24 protein-coding genes are annotated in these 24,272 nt (G+C 68.9%); 12 read left to right on the plus strand and 12 right to left on the minus strand.

Translation table 11 applies throughout. The features are described 5' to 3' along the window. From menC to AB0L64_RS27625, 3 genes are read right to left on the minus strand one after another with little or no spacing between them, the layout of a single operon-like run. Positions 1-1,131 (minus strand): o-succinylbenzoate synthase, encoded by a 1,131-nt coding sequence (gene menC / locus AB0L64_RS27615; RefSeq protein WP_363714615.1) that lies wholly within the window; start codon positions 1,129-1,131, stop codon positions 1-3. Then, positions 1,121-1,765: an SIS domain-containing protein gene (locus tag AB0L64_RS27620; RefSeq protein ID WP_363714617.1), complete on the minus strand. Its 645-nt coding sequence runs from the start codon at positions 1,763-1,765 to the stop codon at positions 1,121-1,123. Before AB0L64_RS27620 ends, menC begins: the two co-directional genes overlap by 11 nt. Further along, complete coding sequence (locus AB0L64_RS27625) at positions 1,758-2,420, minus strand: GNAT family N-acetyltransferase (protein WP_363714619.1); 663 nt, start codon at positions 2,418-2,420, stop codon at positions 1,758-1,760. The genes AB0L64_RS27620 and AB0L64_RS27625 overlap by 8 nt, the downstream gene beginning before the upstream one ends. Before the next feature lie 69 nt (positions 2,421-2,489). Between AB0L64_RS27625 and AB0L64_RS27630 the strand changes: the two genes are divergently transcribed. Next, positions 2,490-3,572 (plus strand): M20/M25/M40 family metallo-hydrolase, encoded by a 1,083-nt coding sequence (locus AB0L64_RS27630; RefSeq protein WP_363714621.1) that lies wholly within the window; start codon positions 2,490-2,492, stop codon positions 3,570-3,572. Here AB0L64_RS27630 and ggt read toward each other — a convergent pair. The 4 genes from ggt to miaA form a co-directional block, all read right to left on the minus strand. After that, positions 3,559-5,370: a gamma-glutamyltransferase gene (gene ggt, locus AB0L64_RS27635; protein ID WP_363714623.1), complete on the minus strand. Its 1,812-nt coding sequence runs from the start codon at positions 5,368-5,370 to the stop codon at positions 3,559-3,561. The two genes, AB0L64_RS27630 and ggt, sit on opposite strands and share 14 nt — an antisense overlap. A 91-nt stretch (positions 5,371-5,461) precedes the next feature. Further along, positions 5,462-6,154: a hypothetical protein gene (locus tag AB0L64_RS27640; RefSeq protein ID WP_363714625.1), complete on the minus strand. Its 693-nt coding sequence runs from the start codon at positions 6,152-6,154 to the stop codon at positions 5,462-5,464. A 7-nt stretch (positions 6,155-6,161) separates the two neighbouring features. Next, positions 6,162-6,665, minus strand: coding sequence for a SigE family RNA polymerase sigma factor (locus AB0L64_RS27645; protein WP_363714627.1), 504 nt, complete (start codon positions 6,663-6,665; stop codon positions 6,162-6,164). Beyond that, complete coding sequence (miaA, locus tag AB0L64_RS27650) at positions 6,652-7,656, minus strand: tRNA (adenosine(37)-N6)-dimethylallyltransferase MiaA (protein WP_363714629.1); 1,005 nt, start codon at positions 7,654-7,656, stop codon at positions 6,652-6,654. Before miaA ends, AB0L64_RS27645 begins: the two co-directional genes overlap by 14 nt. Before the next feature lie 121 nt (positions 7,657-7,777). Here miaA and AB0L64_RS27655 point away from each other — a divergent pair, with 121 nt between their 5' ends. The 6 genes from AB0L64_RS27655 to AB0L64_RS27680 all read left to right on the plus strand — a co-directional run bounded on the left by AB0L64_RS27655 (position 7,778) and on the right by AB0L64_RS27680 (position 11,773). Then, a complete protein-coding gene (locus AB0L64_RS27655; RefSeq protein ID WP_355699310.1) occupies positions 7,778-8,014 on the plus strand; it encodes a hypothetical protein in 237 nt (78 codons plus the stop codon). Between the two features lie 123 nt (positions 8,015-8,137). Next, complete coding sequence (locus AB0L64_RS27660) at positions 8,138-8,380, plus strand: antitoxin (protein WP_355483677.1); 243 nt, start codon at positions 8,138-8,140, stop codon at positions 8,378-8,380. Between the two features lie 69 nt (positions 8,381-8,449). Next, positions 8,450-9,199 (plus strand): MBL fold metallo-hydrolase, encoded by a 750-nt coding sequence (locus AB0L64_RS27665; RefSeq protein WP_363714632.1) that lies wholly within the window; start codon positions 8,450-8,452, stop codon positions 9,197-9,199. A gap of 44 nt (positions 9,200-9,243) precedes the next feature. Further along, entirely contained in the window at positions 9,244-9,387 is a 144-nt protein-coding gene (locus AB0L64_RS27670) for a hypothetical protein (RefSeq protein WP_363714634.1), read from the plus strand. Between the two features lie 66 nt (positions 9,388-9,453). Next, on the plus strand, positions 9,454-9,906 hold the full coding sequence (locus tag AB0L64_RS27675; RefSeq protein WP_363714636.1) for an NUDIX domain-containing protein: 453 nt from the start codon (positions 9,454-9,456) through the stop codon (positions 9,904-9,906). Positions 9,907-9,970: 64 nt separating this feature from the next. Next, complete coding sequence (locus AB0L64_RS27680; protein ID WP_363714638.1) at positions 9,971-11,773, plus strand: LamG-like jellyroll fold domain-containing protein; 1,803 nt, start codon at positions 9,971-9,973, stop codon at positions 11,771-11,773. Between the two features lie 123 nt (positions 11,774-11,896). Here AB0L64_RS27680 and AB0L64_RS27685 read toward each other — a convergent pair whose 3' ends face one another. From AB0L64_RS27685 to AB0L64_RS27695, 3 genes are read right to left on the minus strand one after another with little or no spacing between them, the layout of a single operon-like run. Further along, entirely contained in the window at positions 11,897-12,559 is a 663-nt protein-coding gene (locus AB0L64_RS27685; protein ID WP_363714640.1) for a phosphotransferase, read from the minus strand. Further along, positions 12,556-14,028, minus strand: a complete 1,473-nt coding sequence (gene miaB / locus AB0L64_RS27690) for a tRNA (N6-isopentenyl adenosine(37)-C2)-methylthiotransferase MiaB (RefSeq protein WP_363714642.1) — start codon at positions 14,026-14,028, stop codon at positions 12,556-12,558. Before miaB ends, AB0L64_RS27685 begins: the two co-directional genes overlap by 4 nt. Positions 14,029-14,076: 48 nt before the next feature. Then, positions 14,077-15,546 carry a PQQ-binding-like beta-propeller repeat protein gene (locus tag AB0L64_RS27695; protein WP_363714644.1) on the minus strand — a complete coding sequence of 490 codons (1,470 nt, stop codon included), beginning with the start codon at positions 15,544-15,546 and terminating at the stop codon, positions 14,077-14,079. A gap of 109 nt (positions 15,547-15,655) precedes the next feature. Here AB0L64_RS27695 and AB0L64_RS27700 point away from each other — a divergent pair, with 109 nt between their 5' ends. Then, a complete protein-coding gene (locus AB0L64_RS27700) occupies positions 15,656-17,170 on the plus strand; it encodes an amidohydrolase family protein (RefSeq protein ID WP_363714646.1) in 1,515 nt (504 codons plus the stop codon). A 77-nt stretch (positions 17,171-17,247) separates the two neighbouring features. Here AB0L64_RS27700 and AB0L64_RS27705 read toward each other — a convergent pair whose 3' ends face one another. Continuing rightward, on the minus strand, positions 17,248-19,923 hold the full coding sequence (locus tag AB0L64_RS27705) for a hypothetical protein (RefSeq protein ID WP_363714648.1): 2,676 nt from the start codon (positions 19,921-19,923) through the stop codon (positions 17,248-17,250). 297 nt (positions 19,924-20,220) lie between these two features. Between AB0L64_RS27705 and AB0L64_RS27710 the strand changes: the two genes are divergently transcribed. The 4 genes from AB0L64_RS27710 to AB0L64_RS27725 all read left to right on the plus strand — a co-directional run bounded on the left by AB0L64_RS27710 (position 20,221) and on the right by AB0L64_RS27725 (position 23,538). Further along, complete coding sequence (locus tag AB0L64_RS27710) at positions 20,221-20,949, plus strand: amino acid ABC transporter ATP-binding protein (protein ID WP_363715528.1); 729 nt, start codon at positions 20,221-20,223, stop codon at positions 20,947-20,949. 58 nt (positions 20,950-21,007) lie between these two features. Next, complete coding sequence (locus AB0L64_RS27715; protein ID WP_363714650.1) at positions 21,008-21,934, plus strand: glutamate ABC transporter substrate-binding protein; 927 nt, start codon at positions 21,008-21,010, stop codon at positions 21,932-21,934. A gap of 75 nt (positions 21,935-22,009) precedes the next feature. Next, positions 22,010-22,657: an amino acid ABC transporter permease gene (locus AB0L64_RS27720; RefSeq protein ID WP_355483657.1), complete on the plus strand. Its 648-nt coding sequence runs from the start codon at positions 22,010-22,012 to the stop codon at positions 22,655-22,657. Beyond that, complete coding sequence (locus AB0L64_RS27725; RefSeq protein WP_363714652.1) at positions 22,657-23,538, plus strand: amino acid ABC transporter permease; 882 nt, start codon at positions 22,657-22,659, stop codon at positions 23,536-23,538. The genes AB0L64_RS27720 and AB0L64_RS27725 overlap by 1 nt, the downstream gene beginning before the upstream one ends. Before the next feature lie 33 nt (positions 23,539-23,571). Here the strand turns inward: AB0L64_RS27725 and AB0L64_RS27730 are convergent, their stop codons facing one another. Beyond that, positions 23,572-24,225: a TetR/AcrR family transcriptional regulator C-terminal domain-containing protein gene (locus tag AB0L64_RS27730; protein ID WP_363714654.1), complete on the minus strand. Its 654-nt coding sequence runs from the start codon at positions 24,223-24,225 to the stop codon at positions 23,572-23,574. Between the last annotated feature and the right edge of the window lie 47 nt (positions 24,226-24,272).

Here is a 24,272-nt window from a genome sequence, read left to right on the forward strand (position 1 = left end):
TCACTCCTGTTCTGGTCCGAGGGACAGCTCGGCGACCGTGCCGGCGGCGATCAGCTCGCGATCCACGGCATGCCCGAGACCGGGTGCCTCAGGCACCTGGACGACGCCCCGGACCGCGGTCACGGCGGGTACGACGACATCCCTGGCGTAGTACTTCTCCGAGGCGGACACATCCGATGGGAGGGTGAACCCGGGGAGAGCGGAGAGCGCGACGTTCGCCAGCCGGCCGATCCCGAATTCGTGCATGCCGCCGCACCAGACCGGGATCCCGGCGTCCCGCGCCCGGTCGTGCGCTTCACGCGCTGGGGTCAGCCCGCCCATCCGGGACACCTTGATGTTGAGGACCTGCAGCGCTTGTAGTTCCAGCGCGGTCTCCAGGTCGGCGACCGTCTCGATGCTCTCGTCGAGGCAGACAGGGGTGCTGATCCGGCGCTGCAACTCGGCGTGGGTGAGCAGGTCGCGGGGCGCGAACGGTTGCTCGATCATCGTCAGCCGGTAGGCGTCCAGCTGTTGCAGGTGTGCCAGGTCGTCGGCTGTGTAGATGCCGTTGGCGTCGACATGTAGATCGAGCTCCGGGTACGCCGTACGCACGGCACGAACCGGTTCGATGTCCCAGCCCTGGGCGATCTTCAGCTTGACCCTCGGATACCCGGCGTCGACCTGACGCTGTACCTGTCCGAGCAGTTCGTCGATCGTCGGCTCGATGCCGAGCGAAACACCCGCGACGACCTCGGTCCGTGTCCCGCCCAGAACTGTCGCGAGCGGCAGTCCGTGGGTCTCTGCCCACAGGACCCAGGTCGCCATGTCGACGCCTGCTTTGGCGAAGTTGTTGCCGCGGACCTTGGACCACCTGCGGGCGAGCTGATCCGGATGCGTCCAAGGGGTATCCAAGACGGCGGGCAGCAAGTATTTCGAGGCGATGTGCCAGCAGGTCTCGACCGTCTCGGGGGCGTAGAACGGGTCGGAGGACGACGCGATCTCGCCCCAGCCGACCGCGCCGGACGCGTCCTCCAGCTCGACCAGGACGTGGTCGAGGAACGCCTTGCGGTGCGAGCTGGTCCGGAACTCGTGCACCAGCGGCATCCGGACCCGGTGCAGCCGGGCGGCGACGATCTTCAGGTCAGTTGACATACAACCCCAGCTCCGTGTTCAACCGGTCGCGCTCCATCAGCCGCCGGCGCGCGCCCTTCGCACTCGCCGTGGTCAGCGTCGCGAGGACATGCAGCACCGAGGCGACGACCGTCGGCGAGTCGACGTACGACGCGCTGCCGGTCGCGACGTAGATGCACTGGTCGGCGAGCTTCGCCAGCGGCGCGTCCTCGAAGTCGGTGACCGCGACGAGTTCACCGCCCGCCTCGACGAAACGGCGGGCGATCTCGACGGTGTCGCGGCGGTACCGGCGGAACGAGAACGCCACCATCAGGTCGTTGGACCGGACGTCGGCCAGCACGTCGACACCGCGCACCACGGTGCCGTCGATCAGCGTTACCTGGGAGAGCCCGACGCCGAGGTCGAACGCCAGCAGGGACGCGTACGAGAACGACTTCGCCGAGCCGATGATGAAGCGCCGGCGGGCGGCGACGATCCGGGCCGCGGCCTGGGCGATCGACTCGTCGGTGAGGATCTGGTCCAAGGCCTCGTCGATCGAGGCGCGCTCCTGCTCGACGACGCGGCGCTGCAGCATCGTGGACGAGCGGCGCTGCAGCCGGGCGTCGTACCGCTCGTGAGGGGTCGCGAGTTCGCGGTTCAGCGGGTCGTCAGGCATCGTCGGCCGGTCCGAAGTAGTAGGCGCCGGCGCCGTCGGCGAGCCGGCGGCACGAAACGGCGACGAGCCCCTTCGCCAGCAACTCCTCGAAGGACCGCCGCAACTCACCCGCGTCGGCCGGCACGACCAGTTCGGTCAAGCCGGACGGTGTGCTGGGCTGCTCACGGGTCAGATCCCATTCGACGATCACGCGGTCGGTGCCCGGGCCGTACATGTCGGGAGCGAACCAGCGGCCGCGGGCGCCCAGCACGTCGAGGTTGAAGTGCGCGTTGCGGATCTGCGCCGGATCGTAGGTCCAGCGCATCCGCGACATGCCATGACTGAGGGCAACTTCGCGCTGGGCGTGCTTGAGCATCCGGCCGAGGCCGTGCCCTTGCTGGTCGGAGGCGACGACGGCCGACTGCGAGTAGTGGTAGAAACCGCGCCGGTCGGTGGCGCAGAAGCCGTACGCGAAGGCGACCAGCACGTCGTTCTGGTCGAGGATGCCGACCACCGAGCCGCCGTTGCTCGCCAACGCGCCGAGCAGCCGCGGGTTCAGCCCGTACGCCGGGTCGAGGTAGCCGAAGACCTCGCGGTACAGCGTCGAGGCCTCGGCGAACCTCGCCGCCGTGGTGAGCGAGACCGCGCGGAAGCTCACCTCAGAGATACGATTCATATCTCGATCCTAACCTCGCTCAATCCACGCTGGTCAATCGCCGATCGGATGATGATACGTTGACTATCCATGAGCATCGAGCGACTCAGGGAGTACGTCGGCGCGGAGACCCCGACCGGTGACGCGACCGCGCTGAACGCCTTCGCCGACCGGCTGGCGGCGCGCTACGCGGAGCTCGGCGGGACCGTCCGCCGGGTGCCCACGCCGACCGGCGACCATCTGGTGGCCGACTTTCCCGGGCGCGCCGGCGAGGCGCCGCTGCTCTTCCTGGCGCACCACGACACTGTCTGGCCGATCGGGCAGCTGACCGACGCAATGCCGTGGCGCGAGGCGGACGGGATCATCCACGGCCCCGGCGTGTTCGACATGAAGGGCGGCCTCGTCGTTCTCGAGACCGCGCTGGAGCAGGTCGCCGACCGCGACCACCGCCCGCTGCGGGTCGTGGTCGTCGCGGACGAGGAGATCGGCTCCCCGTCGGCGCGGGAGCTGGTGACGGCCGAGGCAGCCGGCGTGTACGCCGCTTTCGGCTTCGAGCCGCCGCATCCGAACGGCGACCTGAAGACGTCCCGCTGGGGCAGCACGCGGGTCCGCATCGAGGTCACCGGCCGCGAGGCACATGCCGCTCTCGATCCGGCGAGCGGTGTGTCCGCGATCGACGAACTCGTCGACCAACTGGTCGCCGTCCGGCGGATCGTCGCCGAGCACGACGAGGTGCTGTGCAATGTCGGCACGATCACCGGCGGCGGCCGCACGAACGTCGTACCGGGCTCGGCGGCGGCCGACATCGGGTTCCGTTTCGTCGATCCGTCGACGGAGGAGTCGGTGCTGGCGGCCGTCACCGCGTTGCGGCCGGTGCGGGACGCTCAGCTGACGGTGCGGGTGATGTCGAACCGGCCGGCCTGGCAACCGTCACCCGCGAGCGACGAGCTGCTGGCGAAGGTGGCCGCGGCCGGACGGTCCGTCGGCCAGGAGGTCGGCGGTGCGGCCGCGTCCGGCGCGGCCGACACCAACCTGACCGGATGGTTGGGGATCCCAACGCTGGACGGCCTGGGCCCGCTCGGCAAGGGGGCCCACGCCGTCCACGAACAGATCGTCGCGGCGACCTTGGCCGAGCGCGCCGGCCTGGTCGCCGCGATCATCACCGCACTCTGACGGGCCAGGCCGTTCCGGCCGCTCCCCCACCGCGCCGGGCCGGTTCCGCGGCCGCGAGGATCGCGCCGCCCGGCAAGAACTCCAGCGCCGCGACCGCTCCGATCTCGGAGGCCGAGCTTCCCGGTGCACCGGCGGGCGTGAACGTGTGGCCGTACGGCGCGAGCGCCGCGCCGTACCGGTCGATGAACGCCTGCTCCGCGGTCACCGAGGCGGTGTTGCGCTGCGATGCCCGCGGCGCCGCGATCGCCTCGGGCAGCGTCATGCCGCGGTCGAGCCGGTTCGTCAGCGTCTGCAGGACGGTCGTGATGATCGTCGAGCCGCCCGGTGAGCCGAGCGCGATGTACGGCCGCCCGCCGCGCAGCACGATCGTCGGCGACATCGACGACCGCGGCCGCTTCCCGGCCTCGACCCGGTTCGGGTCCTTCGGGTCCGGTACGGCGGAGAAGTCGGTGAGCTCGTTGTTCAGCAGGAAGCCGCGCCCGGGCACGGTGATCCCGCTGCCGCCGGTCTGCTCGATCGTCAACGTGTAGGACACCACGTTGCCCCACTTGTCGGCCGCGACCATGTGCGTCGTCGACCGTCCCTCGGTGTCCGGACGCTCCTCGACCGCACTGCTCTTGCCGCACTTCGAGTAGTCGCCGTCGGGCGAACCAGCCTTGACCGGCTTGGTCGCCGCGTGCTGCGGGTCGATCAGGCAGGACCGCTCGGCCCCGAACCCCTTCGACAACAGTTCCTTCAGCGGTACGTCGACGTACGCCGGGTCGCCGACGTACGCGCCGCGATCCGCGAAGGCCAGAGCGGACGCCTCGAGATAGGTGTGCAGCGCCTGCGTCGTCGACATTTGCCGGATGTGCTGCGGCTGCAGGATGTTCAGCGCCTCGCCGACGGTGCTGCCGCCCGAGGACGACGGCGGCATGCCGTAGACGTCCAGGCCGTCGTACCTGACCTTCGTCGGCTTGCGGTCGATCGTCTTGTACGCCGCGAGGTCGCTGGTCTGCAGGTAGCCGGGGAAGAACGGCAGCGTGGCGTCCGCGGTCTTCGGCGGATTCTTGGCGACGGCCGCCATCTCACCGGCCAGCGCTCCGCTGTAGAACGCCGACGGTCCCTGCTGACCGATCAGCTTGTAGGTGGCCGCGAGCTCGGGGTTCTTGAACAGCGAGCCGACTTGCGGCGCGTCACCGTTCGGCAGGAACAGCTTGGCGGTCGGGACGACCTGCGCGAAGCGGTCCTTGTTCTCCAGCGTCTGCAGGCGGAACGTCGGGTCCACCACGAAACCGCGGTCGGCCAGGTCCGCGGCCGGCTTCAGCGCCTTGCCGAGCGACAGCGAACCCCACTGTTCCAGGGCCCGGTCCCACGTCGCGAGCGTTCCCGGTACGCCGATCGACACACCCGACGTCACGAGCTGCGCGAACGGATACGCCTGGCCGGTCGCGGGGTTGACGAACGCGTTCGACGGCATCGTCGCGGGCGCGGTCTCCCGGCCGTCGATCGTGTACACCTTGTGGGTCTTGGCGTTGTAGTACACGAAGTACCCGCCGCCGCCGATGCCGGCCGAATACGGCTCGGTGACGCCGAGCGCGGCAGCTGTGGCGACGGCCGCGTCGACGGCGTTGCCACCGCGACGCAGGACGTCGAGACCGATGTTCGTCGCGTCGGGGTCGACGGAGGACACGGCGCCGCCGTACCCGATCGAGGTCGGCTGTCTGGTCGGGGCTTGCGCACCGGCGGTGGTCGTTGTTGCGGTGAAGGCAGTCAGGATCAGAGTGCCTGCGGACAGGGTTGCGACCAGCTTCTTCACGAACTTCCCCCACACGGACTCGGGGACAGGGACAAGCCCTGCCTATCCCACCTGGGGGTCGCGCGCCAGTTGTGGCGCGCCTAGGTTCTGTCTAGTTCACGGTGCAGGAGTTCATGAAGCGGCGTAGCACGTCGTCCGGCCACTCGACCGTGCCGGCCGGGAGCTCGACCAGCAGCCACTGGTCGGCGAGCTTCACCTGACCGCTCAGCCGGCCGCCGAGGGTGCCGATGTGGAAGGTCTTGCCGCTCGCGTCGGTCACCCGGACCTGCAACAGGCTGTGGGCCTGCGGCGCGGTCTGCAGGATCACCTTGGCGGCGGCGTCCGCGGTTCGCATCGTCGGCTGGGACAGCACGACCTGGTTGGCCGCGATCGGGGTCTCGGCGCTCCAGCCCTTCGGCGCCAGCGAGCAGGTGATCGTCCTCCAGGGCTGTTTGTTCGCCACCAGTTCGACGACGGACGCGCCGAACATCGACACCGGCTCGCTGCTCTGCGGCGTCACAGGCGGTGCCGTCGAGGGACTCGCGGCCGACGTCTCAGGCTCGACGGTGCCAGCGGTGCCGCCGGCCACCTCGCTGCCGTTGCCCCACCACTTCACCTGGTTGCCGATCGCGAGCACGAGGGCCGACGCCGCGGCGACGCACAGCACCCCGGTGACCCGGCGCCGGCGCTTGATCCTGCGCAGCGCGAGCCGGCCACGGCTGACGTCCGCGTCGATATCCGCGTCCGGCAGCCCTTCGGCGGCACGGTCCGCGAACCCCTCCAGTAGTTTCTTGACCTCGTCCACTGTGCTCTCAGCTACTCCCCGTCTCTTCCGTCATCAGTTCCTTGAGGCGCTTCAGCGCCTTGGCTGTCTGGCTCTTCACCGTGCCCTCGGTGCAGTCCAGGATCCGCGCGCAGCTGGCGACGTCGAGATCCTGGAAGTACCGCAGGACCAGGACCGCCCGCTGCCGCGGCGCGAGGTCCAGCAACGCGCCCCGGACGGCGAGGGTGTCCGCCTGGTCCGCTACATCGGTCAGTCGCGGCTCGACCGCCTCCGCGGTCACCACCTCCGGGTGGCGGCCGGCGCGGCGGCGCTCGTCCAGGAAGGCGTTGACCAGGATGCGGTGCGCATACGGGCCCGCGCCTTCGTGCTTGATCCGGTGCCAGTGCACGTACACCCGGGTGCAGGCGGTCTGGACCAGATCTTCGGCGGTGTGCACATCCCCCGCGGTGAGCAGCAACGCCGTACGCATCAGCCTCGTGCGGTCCGCGAGCAGGTACTCACGGAACTCGGCCTCACGGTCACCCCCTCGCATCGACGGCCCCAGTGTCGTTGCCCGGGCCTGTTGTCACCTCGACTACGCCGGGGACGGCTTCGCGGTTGCCTTGGGCCACATCAGTTCTACTGAGCACTTCGAGTGCCTTCTCCACCAGGTCGTCGGCGTCGTACGGGAGCCAGGTGATGCGTTGGTCCTTACGGAACCACGAGTCCTGCCGGCGCGCGAACCGGCGGGTGGCCTGGGCGGTCCGCTCGCGGGCCTGCGCTTCGTCGATCTCACCGTTCAGCAACGCGATCACCTGCGAATACCCGAGGGCGCGGTTGGCAGTCTTCCCCTCAATCAAACCCTTGTTCAGCAGACCTCGCACCTCGGCCACGAATCCGGCGTCGAACATCCGGTCCACCCGGCGGCCGATCCGCTCGTCGAGAACCGGCCGCGGGACGTCGAGACCGAGCTGGACCGCGCCCGCGTAGACGTAGCGGTGCTCGGGCAGCGTCGCGACGTACTGGCCCTGGGTGATCTCGATGACCTCCAGCGCGCGGACGATCCGGCGGCCGTTGCTGGGCAGGATCTGATCGGCGGCCTTCGGGTCCCGCCGGCGCAGTTCCGCGTGCAAGGCGCCGGAGCCGTGGGCCTCCAGCTCGGCCTCGAGGCGGGCGCGGACCACCGGGTCGGTGCCGGGGAAGACGAAGTCGTCGAGGATCGCGCGGACGTAGAGCGCCGAGCCGCCGGCCAGCACCGGGACCTTCGAGCGCGCGATGCAGTCGTCGATCGCCTGCCGGGCGAGCGCCTGGAACTCGGCCACGGTCGCCGTCTCGGTCACGTCGAGGATGTCCAGCAGGTGGTGCGGTACGCCGGCGCGCTCCGCGGTACCGATCTTCGCCGTACCGATGTCCATCCCGCGGTACACCTGCATGGCGTCCGCGTTCACCACCTCGCCGCCCAGGCGTTGCGACAGCGCGATGGCAAGGTCGGATTTCCCGGCCGCGGTGGGACCGACGACCGCGACGACGAGTGGAGCAGACATCGCTCCAGTCTGGCAGCACCGTGATGAAGAGTTCGCCAAGAGGTCTGGACCAGCCTTGTGGATGACCCGGAAAGTTCGGTAGGAACGCTGGAGTTCGCAACATTTCTACGGGAGGAACGAAGTGACGAATCCGTTCGAGGAAGAGTCGGACGCGGCCAAGGACGCGCTCGGCCTGGGGGACGAGGCGGACAACGTGTCCGCGGCCAAGCGCAGTGGTGGTGACGTCGAGTTCAGCGCCGGCGATGTCGAGCCCGGTGGCGACTCCGGCGGCGACGTGGAGTCCGGCGGGGACGTGGAGTCGGGCGGCGACGTCGAATCCGGCGGTGGCACGACGGACAGCGGCGGCGACGTCGAGTAGTAGCCTGTCCGGCATCGTTTTGGGTACGGCGCTCGCGGAGATCCCACAGTTCCGGCGTTCAGGGTGCAAAGATCACGCTAGCTGTCTGTAAGCACTCAACTACGCAGGAATGGGAGCCCCGAGATGGGCATCTTCGACAAGTTCAAGGGCAAGGCCGAGGACCTGAAGGACAAGGCCACCGACTTGGTCGACAGCCACGGCGACAAGGTCGGTGAAGGTCTGGACAAGGCCGGTGACTTCGTCGACGAGAAGACGGGCGGCAAGTACGGCGACAAGATCGACACGGGCGTCGACAAGGCCAAGGAAGGGTTGGACAACCTGGACGGCCAGAACGACGACATCCCCGATCGGCAGAACCCCGCCTGACGCACACCCACGAAGGGCCGCAAGCACCCCGCTTGCGGCCCTTCGCCGTGTCCGGGAGAGGGTTTGCGCATGGGAGCCTTGCAGTTCACCGTGCTGGGGTCTGCCACGCCGTACCCGGCGGTCGGCAACCCGTGCTCGGGATATCTGGTCGCCTCCGGCGCCACGCGGATCTGGATGGATGCGGGCACCGGGACCCTCGGTCCGCTGCAGGAGCACGCGCGGCTCGACGAGCTCGACGCGATCTGGATCTCGCACCTGCATGCGGATCACTGCGCCGACCTGCTGACGGCGTACTACGGGGCGCTGTACGCCGACATCACCTTGCGTGCGCCGATCCCGCTGTACGGCCCGCCGGGGATCGCCGACCGGCTCGCGGGTTTCCTCACCAACGGTCCGGCTCGGAGCCCGATCGAGTCTGCGTTCGAGGTCATCGAGCTGTATGACGGACAGGTTGCAGCCGTCGGCTCGGTCCGGCTCACCAGTCGCGCGGTCGAGCACGGCATGCCCGCGTACGCCGTACGGGTCGAGACCGGTGGGCGCTCGCTTGTGTACTCCGGTGACAGTGCGCCGTGCGACAGCTTGACCGCGCTGGCGACCGACTGCGACGTACTGCTCTGCGAGGCGGACACCTCCACCGAGGAGCCGGCGCACCACACTCCCGAGCAGGCCGGCGACACGGCGGCCGCGGCGCGCGCCAAGCGTCTGATTCTCACGCATATCGGCCGCTCGCTCACGCCGTCTGTCGCGGTTGCGCGCGCGGCCGAGAGGTTTTCGGGGACGATCGAGTACGCCTCCCCCGGTACGACGTACACCGTCTGACGTTCCGGACGGGGATCGTCCGGATAGCGTCGTACCCTCGGCTCATGGGCGGGGGCGGCAAGAAGATCACCGCCTCCTTCCTCTACAACGGCACCCGCACCCTCTTCGAAAAAGCCGGCTTCACCTACGACCGCCCCAAAGGCAAGAACCACTGCGTGATGAGCAAGACCGTAGCTCCGAGCAACTGACGTCCCCCGGCCTGTGCCGTCCTGCCCCAGAGGATGACGGGTGGGTGGGGTGATTAGGGTGCGGGTATGGATCGGTTTGTGGTGGTGCCGGCGGCTTATGTGATTGTTCGGCGGGGGGACGAGGTGTTGTTGTTGCTGCGGGCCGACACCGGATACATGGATGGGTACTGGGCGGTGCCCGCGGGGCATGTGGAGCGGGGTGAGTCGGTGCTCGCGGCGGCGGTGCGGGAGCTCAAGGAAGAGGTCGGGATCGACGTCGACCCGTCGGACCTCCAACCGGTGACGGCGATGCACCGCACGGGCGGCACCGGGGATCCGATCGACGAGCGGGTCGATTTCTTCTTCGTGACCGAGAAGTGGAGCGGCGAGCCGCGGCTGATGGAGCCGGACAAGGCGGCCGATCTCGACTGGTATCCGCTGGACAACCTGCCGGATCCCGTGGTCCCGCACGAGGCGCGGGTGCTCGCGTCGTTGACCGGTGACGTGCTTCCCGCCGTGATCGCCCAGGGTTTCGCCTGAGTTCACCGCCGGGCCCCCGCCATGAGGTTCGCTGCGGTGTCAGCGAGCACAGGAGCGTGGGGCGATGAACGAGCGGTACGACGGAACGAGCCGGCGACGGCTCCTGCAGGCGGGCGTACTCGGGGCGGGCGCGATCGCAGCACCCGGCGTACTGGGTTCCACGACCGCCGCGGCGAGCCCCACCAAGATCGACACCGAGCACCCGCGGTTCACGCTGGCGGTCGTGCCCGACACGCAGTACCAGTTCGACCAGGACCGCGGTGACGCCGCACCGCTCACCGCGACGTTCGAGTACCTGATCGACCAGCGCGGCGAGCAGAACATCGTCTTCGTCGCGCATCTCGGCGACGTCGTGGAGAACGCGCTGGCGAGCGAGTTCGCGCAGGCCGACCCGGTGTTCCGGATCCTCGACCGCGCCCGCTTCCCGTACTCCGTGCTGGCCGGCAACCACGACATCGACGGCTCGAAGGACGACACCCGCGGCCCGTCGCCGTACCTGGACACGTTCGGCCCGCGGCGGTTCCGGTGGATGCCGACGTACGGCGGGTCGACGCCGAACGGCTACAACTCGTACCACGTGTTCCGCGTGGCCGGTCGCCAGTGGTTGCTGCTGGCAATGGACTGGCGGCCGTCGGACGCGAGCTTCGCCTGGGCCCGCGCGGTCATCGAGGCGCACCCGAAGCTGCCGGTGATCCTGACCATCCACGAGCTGGTGAACGCCGACCACGGCAACCCGGTCGCGTACTTCAGCGACCACGGCAACCGGGTCTGGGACCAGCTCGTCGACGGCAGCGACCAGATCTTCCTCACGCTCAACGGCCACTACTGGCCGCCCGGCCGCATCACCCGGAAGAATGCCGCCGGCAACGACGTGCACCTGCACATCACGAACTACCAGGACCGGTACTACGGCGGTTCGGGGATGGTCCGGCTGTACCACTTCGACCTGGCCCGGAACACGATCGACGTCGAGACGATCGCGCCGTGGATCCTGGCCCAGGACCCGGCCCGGCGCAACGAGCTCGCAGAGGCGGAGATCGAGCTGAGCGACGACGTCAACCGGTTCAGCGTGCCGATCGACTTCGCGGAGCGGTTCGCCGGGTTCGCGCCGGAGCCCGTCCGTCCGGCGCGTCCGGCCAAGCAGCTCGTCATCCCCGGTACGGTGGCGTACTGGCGCTTCGACGGGCCGGTCGCGGACAAGGTGGCCGACCAGTCCGGTCACGGCAACGACCTGACCCGCGTGCAGCTCAGCACCGACCTGCCGACGGCATCGGCGGAGCACCACCCGGATCAGCCGGGTCATGCGAGCTGGCTGTTCCCCGGCGGCAAGAACCCGGCCCGCGGCGGATACCTGCAGACCGCTGACGACGCCCCGCTGAACGCGATGACCTTCGCGAACGGTTACACGATCGAGGCGTTCGTGAAGCTTGCTGACGACGGGCAGGACCACGCGTGGGAAGGGCTGTTCACGCGGCTCGGCAGCGGGCGCGACGCGGGCAAGACGGGCAGCGACCCGGACGAGCCGGCCGCCAAGCTCGGGTTCTCGGGCGGTCTGCAGGTGCAGTGGGCGGTGTACCCGGCCGACAAGAACGACACGTTCACCAACTGGGGCCACGAGCAGCGCGCCGGCGAGTGGTTCCACCTGGCGATCGTGAACGACGGCCGGCACAGCGTCGTGTACGTCGACTCCTCAGAGCTGCTCCGCAACCCGGCGACCCCGTCCAACGGTCTCGCCCCCACCGGCAAACCGTGGCTGGTCGGCGCCGGCCACTACGCCAACACGATCGACCAAGGCTTCGCCGGCCACATCGGCGAACTCCGCATCGTCGCCCGCCCCCTCAAGCCCTCACAGTTCCTGAACGCCTGAGCGGTGCCGACGGACAGGAGGTGTTCCCGGTGCGACCGCCCGGACAGCCACGGACACGCTCCGCGTCCTCATGAGCCGGCTGTGCGAGCGGGACACTTCCTGTTCTTCGGTACCCAGGCACGCTCAGAGGTGGGAGCGGATGAGTGCTTCCTGGGCCGGGAGCAGGGCAAGTTCTTCTGGTGTCAGGGTGCGGTTGTTGCCGCGTCGGCGGAGTGCGTCGGGCAGGCCGGGTGTCGGGTCGATCGTGTTGGCCAGGTAGGTCGCCAGTGCGTCGCGCAGCAGGTCGCTGAAGTTCTCGTACGTCGGGTCGAGGGCGACCTGGGCGAAGATGATCGCGGTCATCGCGACGTCGAACTCTGGCGTGCCCTCCTCGGCGTTGCGCCAGTCGATGACGACCGGGCCGCCGGCGGTGGCGATCACGTTCAGCGGATGCAGATCGCCGTGCACGACGACGTGACCCGGCGTACCGCTCGGGGCCGGGATGGCCTGCAGCCGGTGGTGCAGGTCGGCGTGGATCCGGCCGATCTCGGTGGCGCTGAGCTCACCCGCCATCGCGGCGTCGCCGAGCGTCGGTCCGTCGAGGCGCTGGATGACCATGTCCGCGCCGTCGACGTCGCGGACCGCGGGCACCGGATACCCGTGCTGCGCGACGTGCCGCATGAAGTCGGCCTCGTCGCGGACCGGGTGACCGTTGCGGTACCGCCGCAGCACCCAGTCGTCGTCGATCGCGTAGATGTCCGCGTCCCGGCCGAACGCGAACGGCTCCGCGTCCGCCGGCAGGTTCATCCGGCCTGGCAGCCGCCCACTGCCGGCTCCATCGGCTTCGCGCCGATCGTCGGCATCCCGAGCATCACGCCCGGTGCGGCGGCCGGTGCGCCCTGAGCCCGCTCCCAGGCGTCCCCGGCGCGGGTCCGGCGGACGGCGCCGAACACGTCCGCGACCAGGTGGTGCGGCGCGGCGTACGTGACCTCGACCGTTGCCATGTCACCCGGTCGCGGCGTCTCGGCGCCCTCCGGTACGGCGAAGTGGACGAGGCGGTTGTCCGCGGCGCGACCGCTGAGCCGATGGGTGGTGGCGTCCTTGCGCCCCTCCCCCTCGGCCACGAGCACCTCGACGGACCGGCCGACAACCTGTTTGTTCTCGGCCCAGGCCATGTCGTCCTGCAGGGCGACCAGCCGCTCGTACCGCTCCTGGACGACGTGCCGCGGGACCTGGTGGTCCATCGACTCGGCCGGCGTGCCGGGGCGCTTGGAGTACTGGAAGGTGAATGCCCCCGCGAACCGCGCCTGCCGGACCACGTCGAGCGTGCCCTGGAAGTCCTCCTCGGTCTCCCCCGGGAACCCGACGATGATGTCGGTGGTGATCGCCGCGTCCGGCATCGCCGCGCGCACGTCCTCGATGATCTTCAGGTAGCGGTCCCGCCGGTACGACCGGCGCATCGCCTTCAGCACGGTGTCCGAACCGGACTGCAGCGGCATGTGCAGCGAGGGCATCACGTTCGGCGTCTCGGCCATCGCCTCGATCACGTCCGCGGTGAAGTCGCGCGGGTGCGGCGAGGTGAACCGGACGCGCTCCAGCCCGTCGATCTCCCCGCACCTCCGGAGCAGCTTCGAGAACGCATACCGGTCGCCGAACTCCACGCCGTACGAGTTCACGTTCTGGCCGAGCAGCGTCACCTCGAGCACGCCCTCGCCGACCAGCGCCTCGACCTCGGAGAGGATCTCGCCCGGCCGGCGGTCCTTCTCACGGCCGCGCAGCGCCGGCACGATGCAGAACGTGCAGGTGTTGTTGCAGCCCACGCTCACCGACACCCAGGCCGAGTACGGCGACTCGCGCCGGGTCGGCAGCGTCGACGGGAACACCTCGAGCGACTCGAGGATCTCGACCTGCGACTCCTGCTCGATCCGGGCCCGCTCCAGCAGCACCGGCAGCGAGCCGATGTTGTGCGTCCCGAAGACCACGTCCACCCACGGCGCCTTGCGCGTGATGGACGCCTTGTCCTTCTGCGCCAGGCAGCCGCCGACGGCGATCTGCATACCGGGTTTGCGAGCCTTGACCGGCGCCAGGTGACCGAGGTTGCCGTACAGCTTGTTGTCGGCGTTCTCCCGGACCGCGCAGGTGTTGAAGACGACCACGTCGGCCTCGTCGCCCTCGGGCGCGCGGACATAGCCCGCGTCCTCCAGCAGCCCGCGCAGCCGCTCGGAGTCGTGGACATTCATCTGGCACCCGTAGGTGCGGACCTCATAAGTACGCATGACAGCCACCAAGAGTACGTCCTCGCCGCCCCGGCTCCGAAAAGCACCTCAGCCCAGCAACGATACCGTCCGGCCGTCCTCCGACTGCACCAGCGCCTGTCCCGGACCGATCGACGACTGCCGGGACATGTCGCCGCCGCGCGCCAGCCGCCCGGCGATCCGCTCGCCGGTCCGGGCGTCCCAGGTCGTCAGCCAGCTGTACTGATCCTTCCGGGGGAAGAAGGGGTTGTGGCTGCTCACCTCGCTCCGGACCAGTACACCGCCGTTGTCCACGAGTACGCCGATCACCTTGCCCGGAGCGTCCTGCTTCCAGAGCTCCTGCCCGCTGCCGGCGTCCCTCGCGGTGAGCGTCTTGCCGTCGCGGTACACGATCACATCCGGTCCGGGCGCCGGAGTGCTGCCCGGCCAGCCGCTCAGTCCCACGCCTTCCAATGCTTGCGCGGCGCCGTCCGTCATGCCCACGGTGAGTTGTCCGCGGCCCGCCTCGCCGTCCATGTACGCCCGCTCCCCGACGATCGTCAGTCGCCCCAGGACCAAACACCGCACACCGTCGGTGCTGAAGGCCTGTTCGCCGTCCCGGTACCCGACGATTCGGCAGCCATCTCCACTGAACTCCGCGAAGACAGCGATATCGCCCTGTACGGCGGTGCGTGTGCCGACCAGTCGCTTGTGCAGCAACAGTTCGCGCCCGTCGGCCGCAGCCAGCACCACGTAATTCTCTTCGCCCTTGCCGAGGATGATCGACGGCAGGGCCGACAGGGTACGGCCGAACATCATGCTCTGCTCGTTCTCCGCCGAAGGCTGCCAGTCGGTCGTTCGCGTCCAGCTCGTCTCCCCGGTCTGATCGACACCGGTCCAGGTGCAGTTGCCGTACGACTCCTGACGCCCGTCGCGGCAGTCCGCCAGGACGACGACGCCGTCGGCCGCAGCGACTACCGGCGTCCGCTGCGGCAGCCTGTCGATCGTCGACCGCCCGTGGAACTGTCTTGTCCACCGCACCTTCCCGTCCGGTGCGTAAAGCGTCACCTGACGTTTCTGTGCCTCCCCAGCCGTCCAGCCGACAACCGAGCCGTCCGCCGTCACCGCGACGTGGTCTGCGGTTGCCGCCGGGTACGTTGCGACCAGCCGGCCGGTGCCACGGTCGTACGACCGCATCGGCAACGAACTGCTCGCAACGTAGATGCGGTCACCAATCACCCACGTCCGGAGGAGACGGTCTCCCGGGGCCCGATCCGCCAGCTCCGCGGACCAGCGAATCTCGGGTCGGAGCTGTGCCGCCAGCACAGCCTTCGGTACGGCGATGGCGGCGGCAACGAGGACCGCGACGATCACCGACAGGACGACGAGCTCACGGCGCGTTCGATGGACGGCAAGCCGGACCAGCAGAGCAGATGCGCAGGCGAGCACGCCGGCGACGTACAGTCCAGGACGCGGTACTGCAACCGCCCACATCACTGCTGCGAGTCCAGCCGCTGCCGCGACGATCGATCCGACGAACAGCCCCCGCGCCACCTTCATGGGCAGAGAGTAAGCGTGACCCGGGGGCGCTGAAGGGGGACATTCCCCTACCGGGAGGGTGGTCGTGCGCCCAGTGCCGGCGCCGTTCACCGGCAGAACACTGGAACCCATGAACAGTTCTCGTCGTCAGTTCCTTGTCCGTGCCGCCGCCGGCGGTGTTGTCCTTGCCGGAAGTTCGTTCGCCGCCGCTCCTGCGGTCGCCGCAGCACGCCGTACCGGCATCACCGCGCTCACCGACGTCACCGTCGTCGACGTCGGCACCGGCCGGAAGAACCCGCACCAGACCGTGCTGATCAGCGGCGACCGGATCATCGGTGTCGGGCGGCTCCCGGTGCCGCGCGGGGCCGCGGAGATCCGCCTGAGCGGGAAGTACGTCATCCCGGGCCTCGCCGACATGCACGTCCACAGCCTCGGTGACGAGCGGGTGTCGCCACCTCTCTATCTGGCCAACGGTCTGACCACCGTCCGCGAGATGGCCGGCACGAACCCGATGCTGTACGACTGGCGCGACCGGATCGAGGCGGGCACGCTGCTCGGCCCGCGGATGGTGGTCGCGAGCAACATCATCGACGGCGACCCCACCCTGTGGGACCCGAACCTGATCCAGGTCATCGTCGTCGACGACGCCGCCGCGGCGCGGGCCGCCGTACGGCGGGTGAAGTCCGAGGGCGCCGACTTCGTCAAGGTCTACTCGCGGCTGAGTCGGGAGTCCTGGCGCGCGATCGTCGACGAGGCCCGCAAGGTCGGTCTGACGGTCCACGGTCACGGCCCCGACCAGGTCACCTCGAAAGAGGTCAGCGACGCCGGCCAGCGCAGCATCGAGCACATCCACTCGCTCGGCCTGGCGGTCTCGACCCGCGAGGCCGAGGTACGGCGGATGCTGCTCGCGATCACCGTGCCGACCGGCGACTACAACGCCTGGTTCCGGCAGCTGCACCCGATCGAGTGGATCGCCGCGAACACCTACAGCCCGGCGCGCGCCGCCGACGTGTTCGGAACGCTCCGCCGCAACCGGACCCGGGTCACGCCGACGCTCACCATGCACAACGTGCTCGACCAGATCGACTACACCCGCCTCGACCCGGCGCTCGCGAAGTACCTCAGCGCGGACTCGATCGGCACCTACGACTACGTCATCCAGAACCTGTACGCCGCCAACCGCACCGCCGAGGAGGTCTCCCACCAGCGGCAGATGTGGGCGTGGCGGCAGCGGTTCGTCCGGGAACTGTTCGCACACGACGTACCGATCCTGGCCGGCACCGACACCGGTACGCCGTATTCCGTGCCGGGGTTCGCCCTGCACGACGAGCTCGAGCACCTGGTCGGCGCCGGCGCCACGCCACGTCAGGCCCTGTACGCCGCCACCGCCGAGCCGGCCAAGTTCCTCGGCCTGAACACGGGCGCGGTCGAGCCACGCAAGATCGCCGACCTCGTCGTACTGGACGCCGATCCGCTCGCCGACATCCGCAACACCCGCCGCATCCACACGGTCGTCACCCGCGGCCGGGTGATCTCCCCCGCCGAGCGCGAGCGGATGCTGGCCGACGTCGAAGCAGCCGTGAAGGAACCCGCCGCCGCGACTCTCGCCGCCGGCGGCTGCTGCGGCGCCCACCGCCCCGCCTGACACCTGCTTTGTGCACCCACCAACCAAAATCCTCGTCGAGAATTGGTTGGTGGGTGCTCAAAGTCGGGCTGGAGGGATCACGCGGGTGGCGTGATGCTCCAGATGCCGCGGCCGTGGGTGGCGGCGTAGATGTTGCCGTCGGGGCCGGACTCGATGTCCATCACCGTGGTGGTCGGTAGGCCGGTGCCGAGCACCTGCCAGTTGGTCGCGCCCGGCGCCCGGTAGAACGTGGCCAGGTCCGATCCGACCACGAGTGCTCCGTTCGCCAGCTGCTTGACGGCGCTCGTCGGGACGTCCGGCAGGTTCGCCGAGATGTCCGACCAGGTGGCGCCGCCGTCCTTGGTCTCGTAGACGTGGCCGACACCCGCGCCCGGGCCCTCGGTGAAGCGGCGCGAGAAGCCGTTCACGGCGACGTACGCGTGCTGCCCGTTGGCCGGATCGATGCCGACGCCCGCGAGGTACCGGTTCGGGAACTCCGACGGCAAGGTCACCTGGTGCCAGCTGCCGCCGGCATTGGTGGCCAGACCGCGCGCGAAGCCCGCGTTGTTGCAGGGACCGCACCAACTCACCCAGCCGACACCGCCGCGCATCGCGACCGCCGTCGCCGAGTGCCCTGCTCCGAGATCGAACGCCTTGGTCCACTCGGACGCACTGCGCATGCCCCAGCCCTTGGTGGAGGTGTAGACGTACTGACCACCCGCGATGAAGCCGTTCGAGTTCGCCGAGTCGATCGCGATCGGTGCGATGAACCGCGGGCTCGGGTCACCCGGGTCCAGACTCCACGAGCTCGCCTCGGCCTCACTCAGCGCACCCTTGTTCAGCGCGCAGTTGTTGGTGATCTTGACCGCGAGAGCGACGTACTCCTGCAGCTGGTTGCAGCCGTTCTGCGGATCGGCCGCCCCGTCGCCGCCGTCACCGCCGAAGTTGGAGCCCATCTTGGTGTCACTGTTGCTGCCGTTCGGCTGTACGGCGAACAGGTTCGAGACGCCGTTGTCCTGCAAGCCGCCGGACACCACGACGCCGCCGTGCTCGGTGTCCTTGCCGACCGACACCGAGTAGTACTGCAGGGCGTCCATGGTCCCGTCGGTGGTCAGCGACTTCCAGTCGGTGCCGTTCTTGTTCGCGTTGACCTGGCCGTTGACCGGCCGCTGATAGATGCCGCCGTCGTTGCCGACGAAGACGACCGGCTTGCCGCCTGACGTACCGACCGCGACCGAGTGCTGGTCGGAGTGCGGTGCCATCGGACAGGTGTTCTTCGAGTCGTCGATGTTCCAGCAGGGGAAGCCGAAGTTCCAGTACGGCCCGACGGTGGCCCAGTGCGAGCCGGCGTCGGTCGTCTCGAACACTTCCTCCAGCCCGGCCCAGACGTGGTCGGCGTTGGCCGGATCGACGGTCAGGAACTGGTTGTACCAGGCCTGGACCCCGACGGCGTACCCCTTGCGGTCCAGAGCCGAGCCGCTGTTGTGCAGGATCTGCGGGTCGGCGATCTTGTTCCACGGACCCGACGGACTGCCGGTCTTGGAGACGAAGATGCCGGCCAGGCTCGTGCTGCCGTTGATCTTGCTCGGCTGCTGCACCATCGCGTAGAGACGATCGCCGGTCTTGCTGAACGCGAACGTCGTGTAGCCGACGTCGGTGCTGTTCTTGATACCTCCCAGCACCACGTCGAGCCGCTTCCAGCTCGACGGACCGGCGGTGTAGTCGTTGGTCTCGTAGAACCCGTTGTAGGTGTCACCCGATCGCCAGCCGATCGCGGCGATCACGTGCTTGGGGTTCTTCGGGTCGATCGCGATGTCGTTGACGATGTTCTTGTACGCCGCGTTCGTCGCGCCGCCGGTCTGGCTGCCGGCCGGCACCAGCACGTTGCCGGCGTCGTCCTTGATCTGCGGCATGAAGTCCGGGTTCGGGTAGAAGGCGACCTTCCAGGCGCCGGCGGTCGTCGACGCGTCGTGGTACCAGACGCCGCGGTTGGTCGCCGCGAACACCTGCCCGCCGCCCCAGCGCAGCCGGCCGACGGTGGTCGACTCCAGTTCCTTGCCGCCGACCCGGTCGGACGGCGAGTAGGTGCCGGTGGTGGGATTCGCGAGGCGGTAGACGCCCGATCCGACGTACGACGTACCGCCGGTGTTCGCCTCGCCGGTCGCGTACCAGAGCGAGCCGTCACCGGCGAGCTGGAGATCACCGCCGCTCAGGGACGGCAATGTGTCGCTCAGCGGTGTCCAGTTGCCACCCCCGGTGCTGGAGCGCCACACGCCGCCGTTCGCGCCGGCGGCGTACACATGGTTGGCGTTGTCGGCGGCAAGACCGGTGATCCGGCCGGTGACATAGCCGGCGCCGCCGCTGGAGTTCGAGTACCAGTCGCGGTACCGGGCATCGTCGGCGTCGTACGGCACCTTGGTGACCTCACGCCACGCACCGGCTGTGTGCGGCAGGGCGGTGAGCTGGGCGAAGGCGGCCGAGTACGCACCCGGTGCGACGATGCCGCCCGGCGCAGTCCGGGCCTGCTCGAACTCGTCGGCGATCGTGAAGGCTTCCTTCGACTCGCTCTGGATCTCGGCGGGGTTGCCGCCCGCGATCATCAGCGCCTTCTCCATCACGGCGGCGTTGTAGTGCCGCCCGGCCCACTGATGTTTGAGCCACTCCTCCTTCAGCTCGTAGCGGCCGGCGTAGGCGCCGATACCGGCGGCGACGAGGGCGGTCCCCAGCCCGCCGGCGATGACTTGACGGCTGCGTTTGGTCAGCGAGATCCGCATGACGCACTCCGGTGTGGTTCTTGGCGGGTCGCCGTCCCGTGGCGGCGCTCCCGTAGCCCTGTCGTACGAGGGCCGGAGGGACCATACGTCCACGTCCCGCAGGCGTGGAAGTGATCGTCCTCCGACCATCAGTTACATAGGGAAAACATGCATTTCGGCGATCCGTGACGACCTTGGCACGGAGCGTGCCTTTATTGCAGATCGTTACCACCGTGGTACCACCCAGCGCTGCGACCGGGCCCCCCGCTCCGCTAGGTTCTGGCCATGAGCGATTCCGACACGCTGACGCAAACCGGTCTGGTCGCGCTGACCGGCGTCAACAAGCATTTCGGCGAACTGCACGTCCTGAAGGACATCAACCTGTCCATCGACCAGGGCGAGGTCGTCGTGGTGATCGGCCCGTCCGGGTCCGGCAAGTCGACGCTCTGCCGCGCGATCAACCGGCTGGAGCCGATCGACTCCGGCAGCATCACGCTCGACGGGCAGCCGCTGCCCAGTGAGGGCAAGGACCTGGCCAGGCTGCGCGCGGACGTCGGCATGGTCTTCCAGTCCTTCAACCTGTTCGCGCACAAGACGATCCTGCAGAACGTCACCCTCGGTCCCTGCAAGGTCCGCAAGACGGACCCGAAGCAGGCCGAGAAGCGGGCGATGGAGCTGCTGGAGCGGGTGGGGGTGGCCTCGCAGGCCGCGAAGTACCCGGCCCAGCTGTCCGGCGGCCAGCAGCAGCGCGTCGCGATCGCGCGGGCCCTGGCCATGGACCCGAAGGTGATCCTCTTCGACGAGCCCACCTCGGCGCTCGACCCGGAGATGATCCAGGAGGTCCTCGAGGTGATGATCGACCTCGCCAAGCAGGGCATGACGATGGTCGTCGTCACGCACGAGATGGGCTTCGCCCGGACCGCGGCGAACCGGGTGGTGTTCATGGCCGACGGCGAGATCGTCGAGCAGGCCGACCCGGAGACCTTCTTCACGAACCCGACCTCGAGGCGGGCCCAGGACTTCCTCGGCAAGATCCTGAAGCACTGATCCGGCAGTCACACCGCCCGCGGGCTGTACCAGCAACGAAACGAAGGGGAACCTGATCATGAGAATGCGCACCCTCGTCGCCACGTTCGGCGTCGCAGCGCTCGCGCTGACCGCCGCCGCGTGTGGCAAGGACGAGCCGAGCGCCGGCGGCGGCAACAGTGGCGGCAACGCGTCCGACTCCTGCGGCGAGCTGCACAAGTTCACCGCCGCGAGCGGCGTGGACGTGGCCGGCAGCCAGACCTTCAGCAAGGCGAAGTCCCGCGGCAACGTGATCGTCGGCGTCAAGGCCGACCAGCCGAACCTCGGGTACAAGGACGCCGACGGCAAGCGCTGCGGGTTCGACATCGAGGTGGCCCGGATGGTGTCGGCCGGTCTCGGCTTCGACCCGGACAAGATCGAGTACAAGGAGATCCCGTCGGCGAACCGCGAGACCGCGATCGCCGGTGGTGAGATCGACTACTACGTCGGCACCTACTCGATCACCGACAAGCGCAAGAAGCAGGTCTCGTTCGCCGGCCCGTACTTCATCGCCGGTCAGGACCTGCTGGTCCGCAAGGACGACACCTCGATGGACGCCGGCAAGACCGCCCTGAAGGGCAAGAAGGTCTGCTCCGCGACCGGTTCGACCCCGATCCAGCGGGTCAAGGACGAGAACCTGACCGAGGCGAGCAACATCTCCGAGTTCAAGACCTACTCGGAGTGCGTCTCCCAGCTGCTGGACAAGAAGGTCGACACGGTCACCACCGACGACGCGATCCTCAAGGGGTACGCCGCCACGGCGCCCGACGAGCTCCGCGTGGTCGGCAAGCCGTTCAGCACCGAGAAGTACGGTATCGGCCTGCCGCTGGCCGACAAGGCGCTGCGGGACAAGGTGAACTCGATCCTCGAGACCTCGGCCTCCGACGGCACCTGGAAGGCGATCTACGACGAGACGCTCGGCAAGTCGGGCTCCGACTCGACGCCGCCGCCGCTCGAGAAGTACTGATCCATCAGCCGGCCGCGGTGTCCGCAACGGGCGCCGCGGCCGGATTCTGTTCCTGAAGGCAAGAGGAAGGTCGCGATGTTCTCGGTCCTCACCGACAACTGGCCGCTGTTCCGGGACGGCTTCTGGCTGACGATCCGCCTGTTCGTGGTGTCCGGTGTGCTCAGTCTGGTGTTCGGCACGATCCTGGGAGCGTTCCGGGTCTCCCCGGTGCCCGCCCTGCGCGGTATCGGCACCGGCTACGTGAATGTCCTGCGGAACACTCCGCTGACGCTGGTCTTCGCGTTCCTGTTCTTCGGCGCCGCCAAGATGCAGCTCGCGCTGCCGAGCCCGTTCTGGACCGGCGTCGGCGCGCTGACGATCTACACCTCGGCGTTCGTCTGCGAGGTGGTCCGGTCCGGCGTCAACACGATCGCCCCCGGCCAGGCCGAGGCGGCGCGCGCGATCGGCATGTCGTTCAACCAGGTGCTCTCGATCGTCGTCCTGCCGCAGGCGTTCCGCGCGATCATCCCGCCGCTGATGAGCGTGTTCATCGCGTTGCTGAAGAACACCACGATCGCGGCCGGGTTCTCGGTCGCCGAGGCCGGCTCGATCCCGGCCGCGATGTCCGAGCGCGGTGAGAACCAGCTGCTCACGCTGCTGTGGATCACGATCGGCTTCCTGATCCTGATCGTGCCGCTGATCTTCCTGCAACGATGGGCCGAACGACGGACGGCGGTGGCCTGATGAGCACAGTCCTGTACGAGACTCCCGGGCCGCGGGCGAAGGCCCGCAACCGCATCACCAACATCGTCGTCCTGGTCGTCCTGGTCGGCGCGCTCGCGTGGCTGATCAACCGGATGTACCAGAACGGCCAGTTCGAGGGCCGGCTCTGGCGGCAGTTCCAGTACTCGTCGATCCAGCAGCAGTTGCTGGACGGCCTGCTGAACACCCTGCGGGCAGCCGGTCTCGCGGCGGTGCTCGCGCTGCTGTTCGGCGCGGTCTTCGCGGCGGCGCGGATCAGCGACCACAAGTGGATCCGGACCCCGGCGACGCTGATCGTCGAGCTGTTCCGTGCGGTCCCGCTGCTGATCCTGATGTTCTACTTCTACTTCGGCAACATCCAGTTCCAGCTCGGGCTCAGCCCGTTCTGGGCGGTCGTGTTCGGCCTGACGCTCTACAACGGCTCGGTGCTCGCGGAGATCTTCCGCGCCGGTATCGCCGCCGTACCGAAGGGTCAGCGCGAGGCGGCGTACGCGCTCGGGCTGCGGAAGAACCAGGTGGTCCGGCTGGTGCTGTTGCCGCAGGCAATCAGCGCGATGCTGCCGGCGATCGTCAGCCAGCTGGTCGTGCTGCTGAAGGACACCGCGCTCGGCTTCATCATCACCTACGCCGAGCTGCTGTACGTCGCGAAGCAGATGGGCGGCCGGTTGACGTACGGCTTCCCGTACATCCCGACGTACATCGTCGTCGCGCTGATCTACATCGGGCTGTGCTCGCTGCTGTCCCTGCTCGCCCGCTACCTCGAGGGCCGTTCCCGGCGGCGCCGCAAGATCACCGGCGCCCCGCCGCCGATGACCGAGGCACCTGACGCCGCCAGCACCCTGGACGCCGACGACAAGATCTGACCGAAGGCCCCTCCCCACCCCGGAGGGGCCTTCTCAGTTCCCGGGGCGGAGGTCGTACGTCGCGCGGACGCCGGCCAGGATCACCTGGACGCCGTGCTCGAACTCCGCGTCGGGATCGGCCGCGAAGAGGTCGACGACCATCCGCGCCGTCAACGGGTAGCGCTCGGCGTCGACGGACTGCCTGATCTCGTCCGTCTGGTACGGATTGCCGTCCGGGTAGTCGACACCGGTCTGCGCCTGCTCCTCGATGACGTAGCCGATCGTGTAGTGCAGCAGGAGCGGGAACACCCGCGTGACGTCACGCGCCGAGAACCCGGCGTCCTCCAGCGTGCGCAGCGTCAACTCGGTCACCCGCCACATGGAGTCGTCGCTGACGTTGGTGCCGGCGAGCACACGGGCGCCGTCCCGGTACCGCAGCAGGGTCTTGCGCAGCCGGCCCGCCAGCTCGGCCAGCCACTCCTGCCAGTCCGTTCCTCTTCGCGGGGCCTCCAGCCCGTCGACGGCGCTGACGAACAGCACGCGCGCCATCGCGTCGAGCAGCTCGCGCTTGTTCTTGACGTGCCAGTAGAGCGCCGGCGCCTGGACGCCGAGCGCGGTGGCCACCTTGCGCATGGTCAGGCCGTCGACCCCGCCGTCGTCGAGCAACGGCAGCGCCGCGGTGGCGATGGTCCTGGCGTCGAGCGTCACGTCGATCTCCTGTTCGTCCTTGACAAGCTTAACAACGTTTTGCTCTC

The organism is Kribbella sp. NPDC051936 (assembly GCF_040680955.1).
GTDB lineage: Bacteria > Actinomycetota > Actinomycetes > Propionibacteriales > Kribbellaceae > Kribbella.

Coding starts and splice junctions, on each gene's coding strand:
- menC (WP_363714615.1), bottom strand. CDS start 1,131: ATGTCAACTGACCTGAAGATCGTCGCCGCCCGGCTGCACCGGGTCCGG.
- AB0L64_RS27620 (WP_363714617.1), bottom strand. CDS start 1,765: ATGCCTGACGACCCGCTGAACCGCGAACTCGCGACCCCTCACGAGCGG.
- AB0L64_RS27625 (WP_363714619.1), bottom strand. CDS start 2,420: ATGAATCGTATCTCTGAGGTGAGCTTCCGCGCGGTCTCGCTCACCACG.
- AB0L64_RS27630 (WP_363714621.1), top strand. CDS start 2,490: ATGAGCATCGAGCGACTCAGGGAGTACGTCGGCGCGGAGACCCCGACC.
- AB0L64_RS27645 (WP_363714627.1), bottom strand. CDS start 6,665: ATGCGAGGGGGTGACCGTGAGGCCGAGTTCCGTGAGTACCTGCTCGCG.
- miaA (WP_363714629.1), bottom strand. CDS start 7,656: ATGTCTGCTCCACTCGTCGTCGCGGTCGTCGGTCCCACCGCGGCCGGG.
- AB0L64_RS27660 (WP_355483677.1), top strand. CDS start 8,138: ATGGGCATCTTCGACAAGTTCAAGGGCAAGGCCGAGGACCTGAAGGAC.
- AB0L64_RS27665 (WP_363714632.1), top strand. CDS start 8,450: ATGGGAGCCTTGCAGTTCACCGTGCTGGGGTCTGCCACGCCGTACCCG.
- AB0L64_RS27670 (WP_363714634.1), top strand. CDS start 9,244: ATGGGCGGGGGCGGCAAGAAGATCACCGCCTCCTTCCTCTACAACGGC.
- AB0L64_RS27675 (WP_363714636.1), top strand. CDS start 9,454: ATGGATCGGTTTGTGGTGGTGCCGGCGGCTTATGTGATTGTTCGGCGG.
- AB0L64_RS27680 (WP_363714638.1), top strand. CDS start 9,971: ATGAACGAGCGGTACGACGGAACGAGCCGGCGACGGCTCCTGCAGGCG.
- AB0L64_RS27685 (WP_363714640.1), bottom strand. CDS start 12,559: ATGAACCTGCCGGCGGACGCGGAGCCGTTCGCGTTCGGCCGGGACGCG.
- miaB (WP_363714642.1), bottom strand. CDS start 14,028: ATGCGTACTTATGAGGTCCGCACCTACGGGTGCCAGATGAATGTCCAC.
- AB0L64_RS27695 (WP_363714644.1), bottom strand. CDS start 15,546: ATGAAGGTGGCGCGGGGGCTGTTCGTCGGATCGATCGTCGCGGCAGCG.
- AB0L64_RS27700 (WP_363714646.1), top strand. CDS start 15,656: ATGAACAGTTCTCGTCGTCAGTTCCTTGTCCGTGCCGCCGCCGGCGGT.
- AB0L64_RS27705 (WP_363714648.1), bottom strand. CDS start 19,923: ATGCGGATCTCGCTGACCAAACGCAGCCGTCAAGTCATCGCCGGCGGG.
- AB0L64_RS27715 (WP_363714650.1), top strand. CDS start 21,008: ATGAGAATGCGCACCCTCGTCGCCACGTTCGGCGTCGCAGCGCTCGCG.
- AB0L64_RS27720 (WP_355483657.1), top strand. CDS start 22,010: ATGTTCTCGGTCCTCACCGACAACTGGCCGCTGTTCCGGGACGGCTTC.
- AB0L64_RS27725 (WP_363714652.1), top strand. CDS start 22,657: ATGAGCACAGTCCTGTACGAGACTCCCGGGCCGCGGGCGAAGGCCCGC.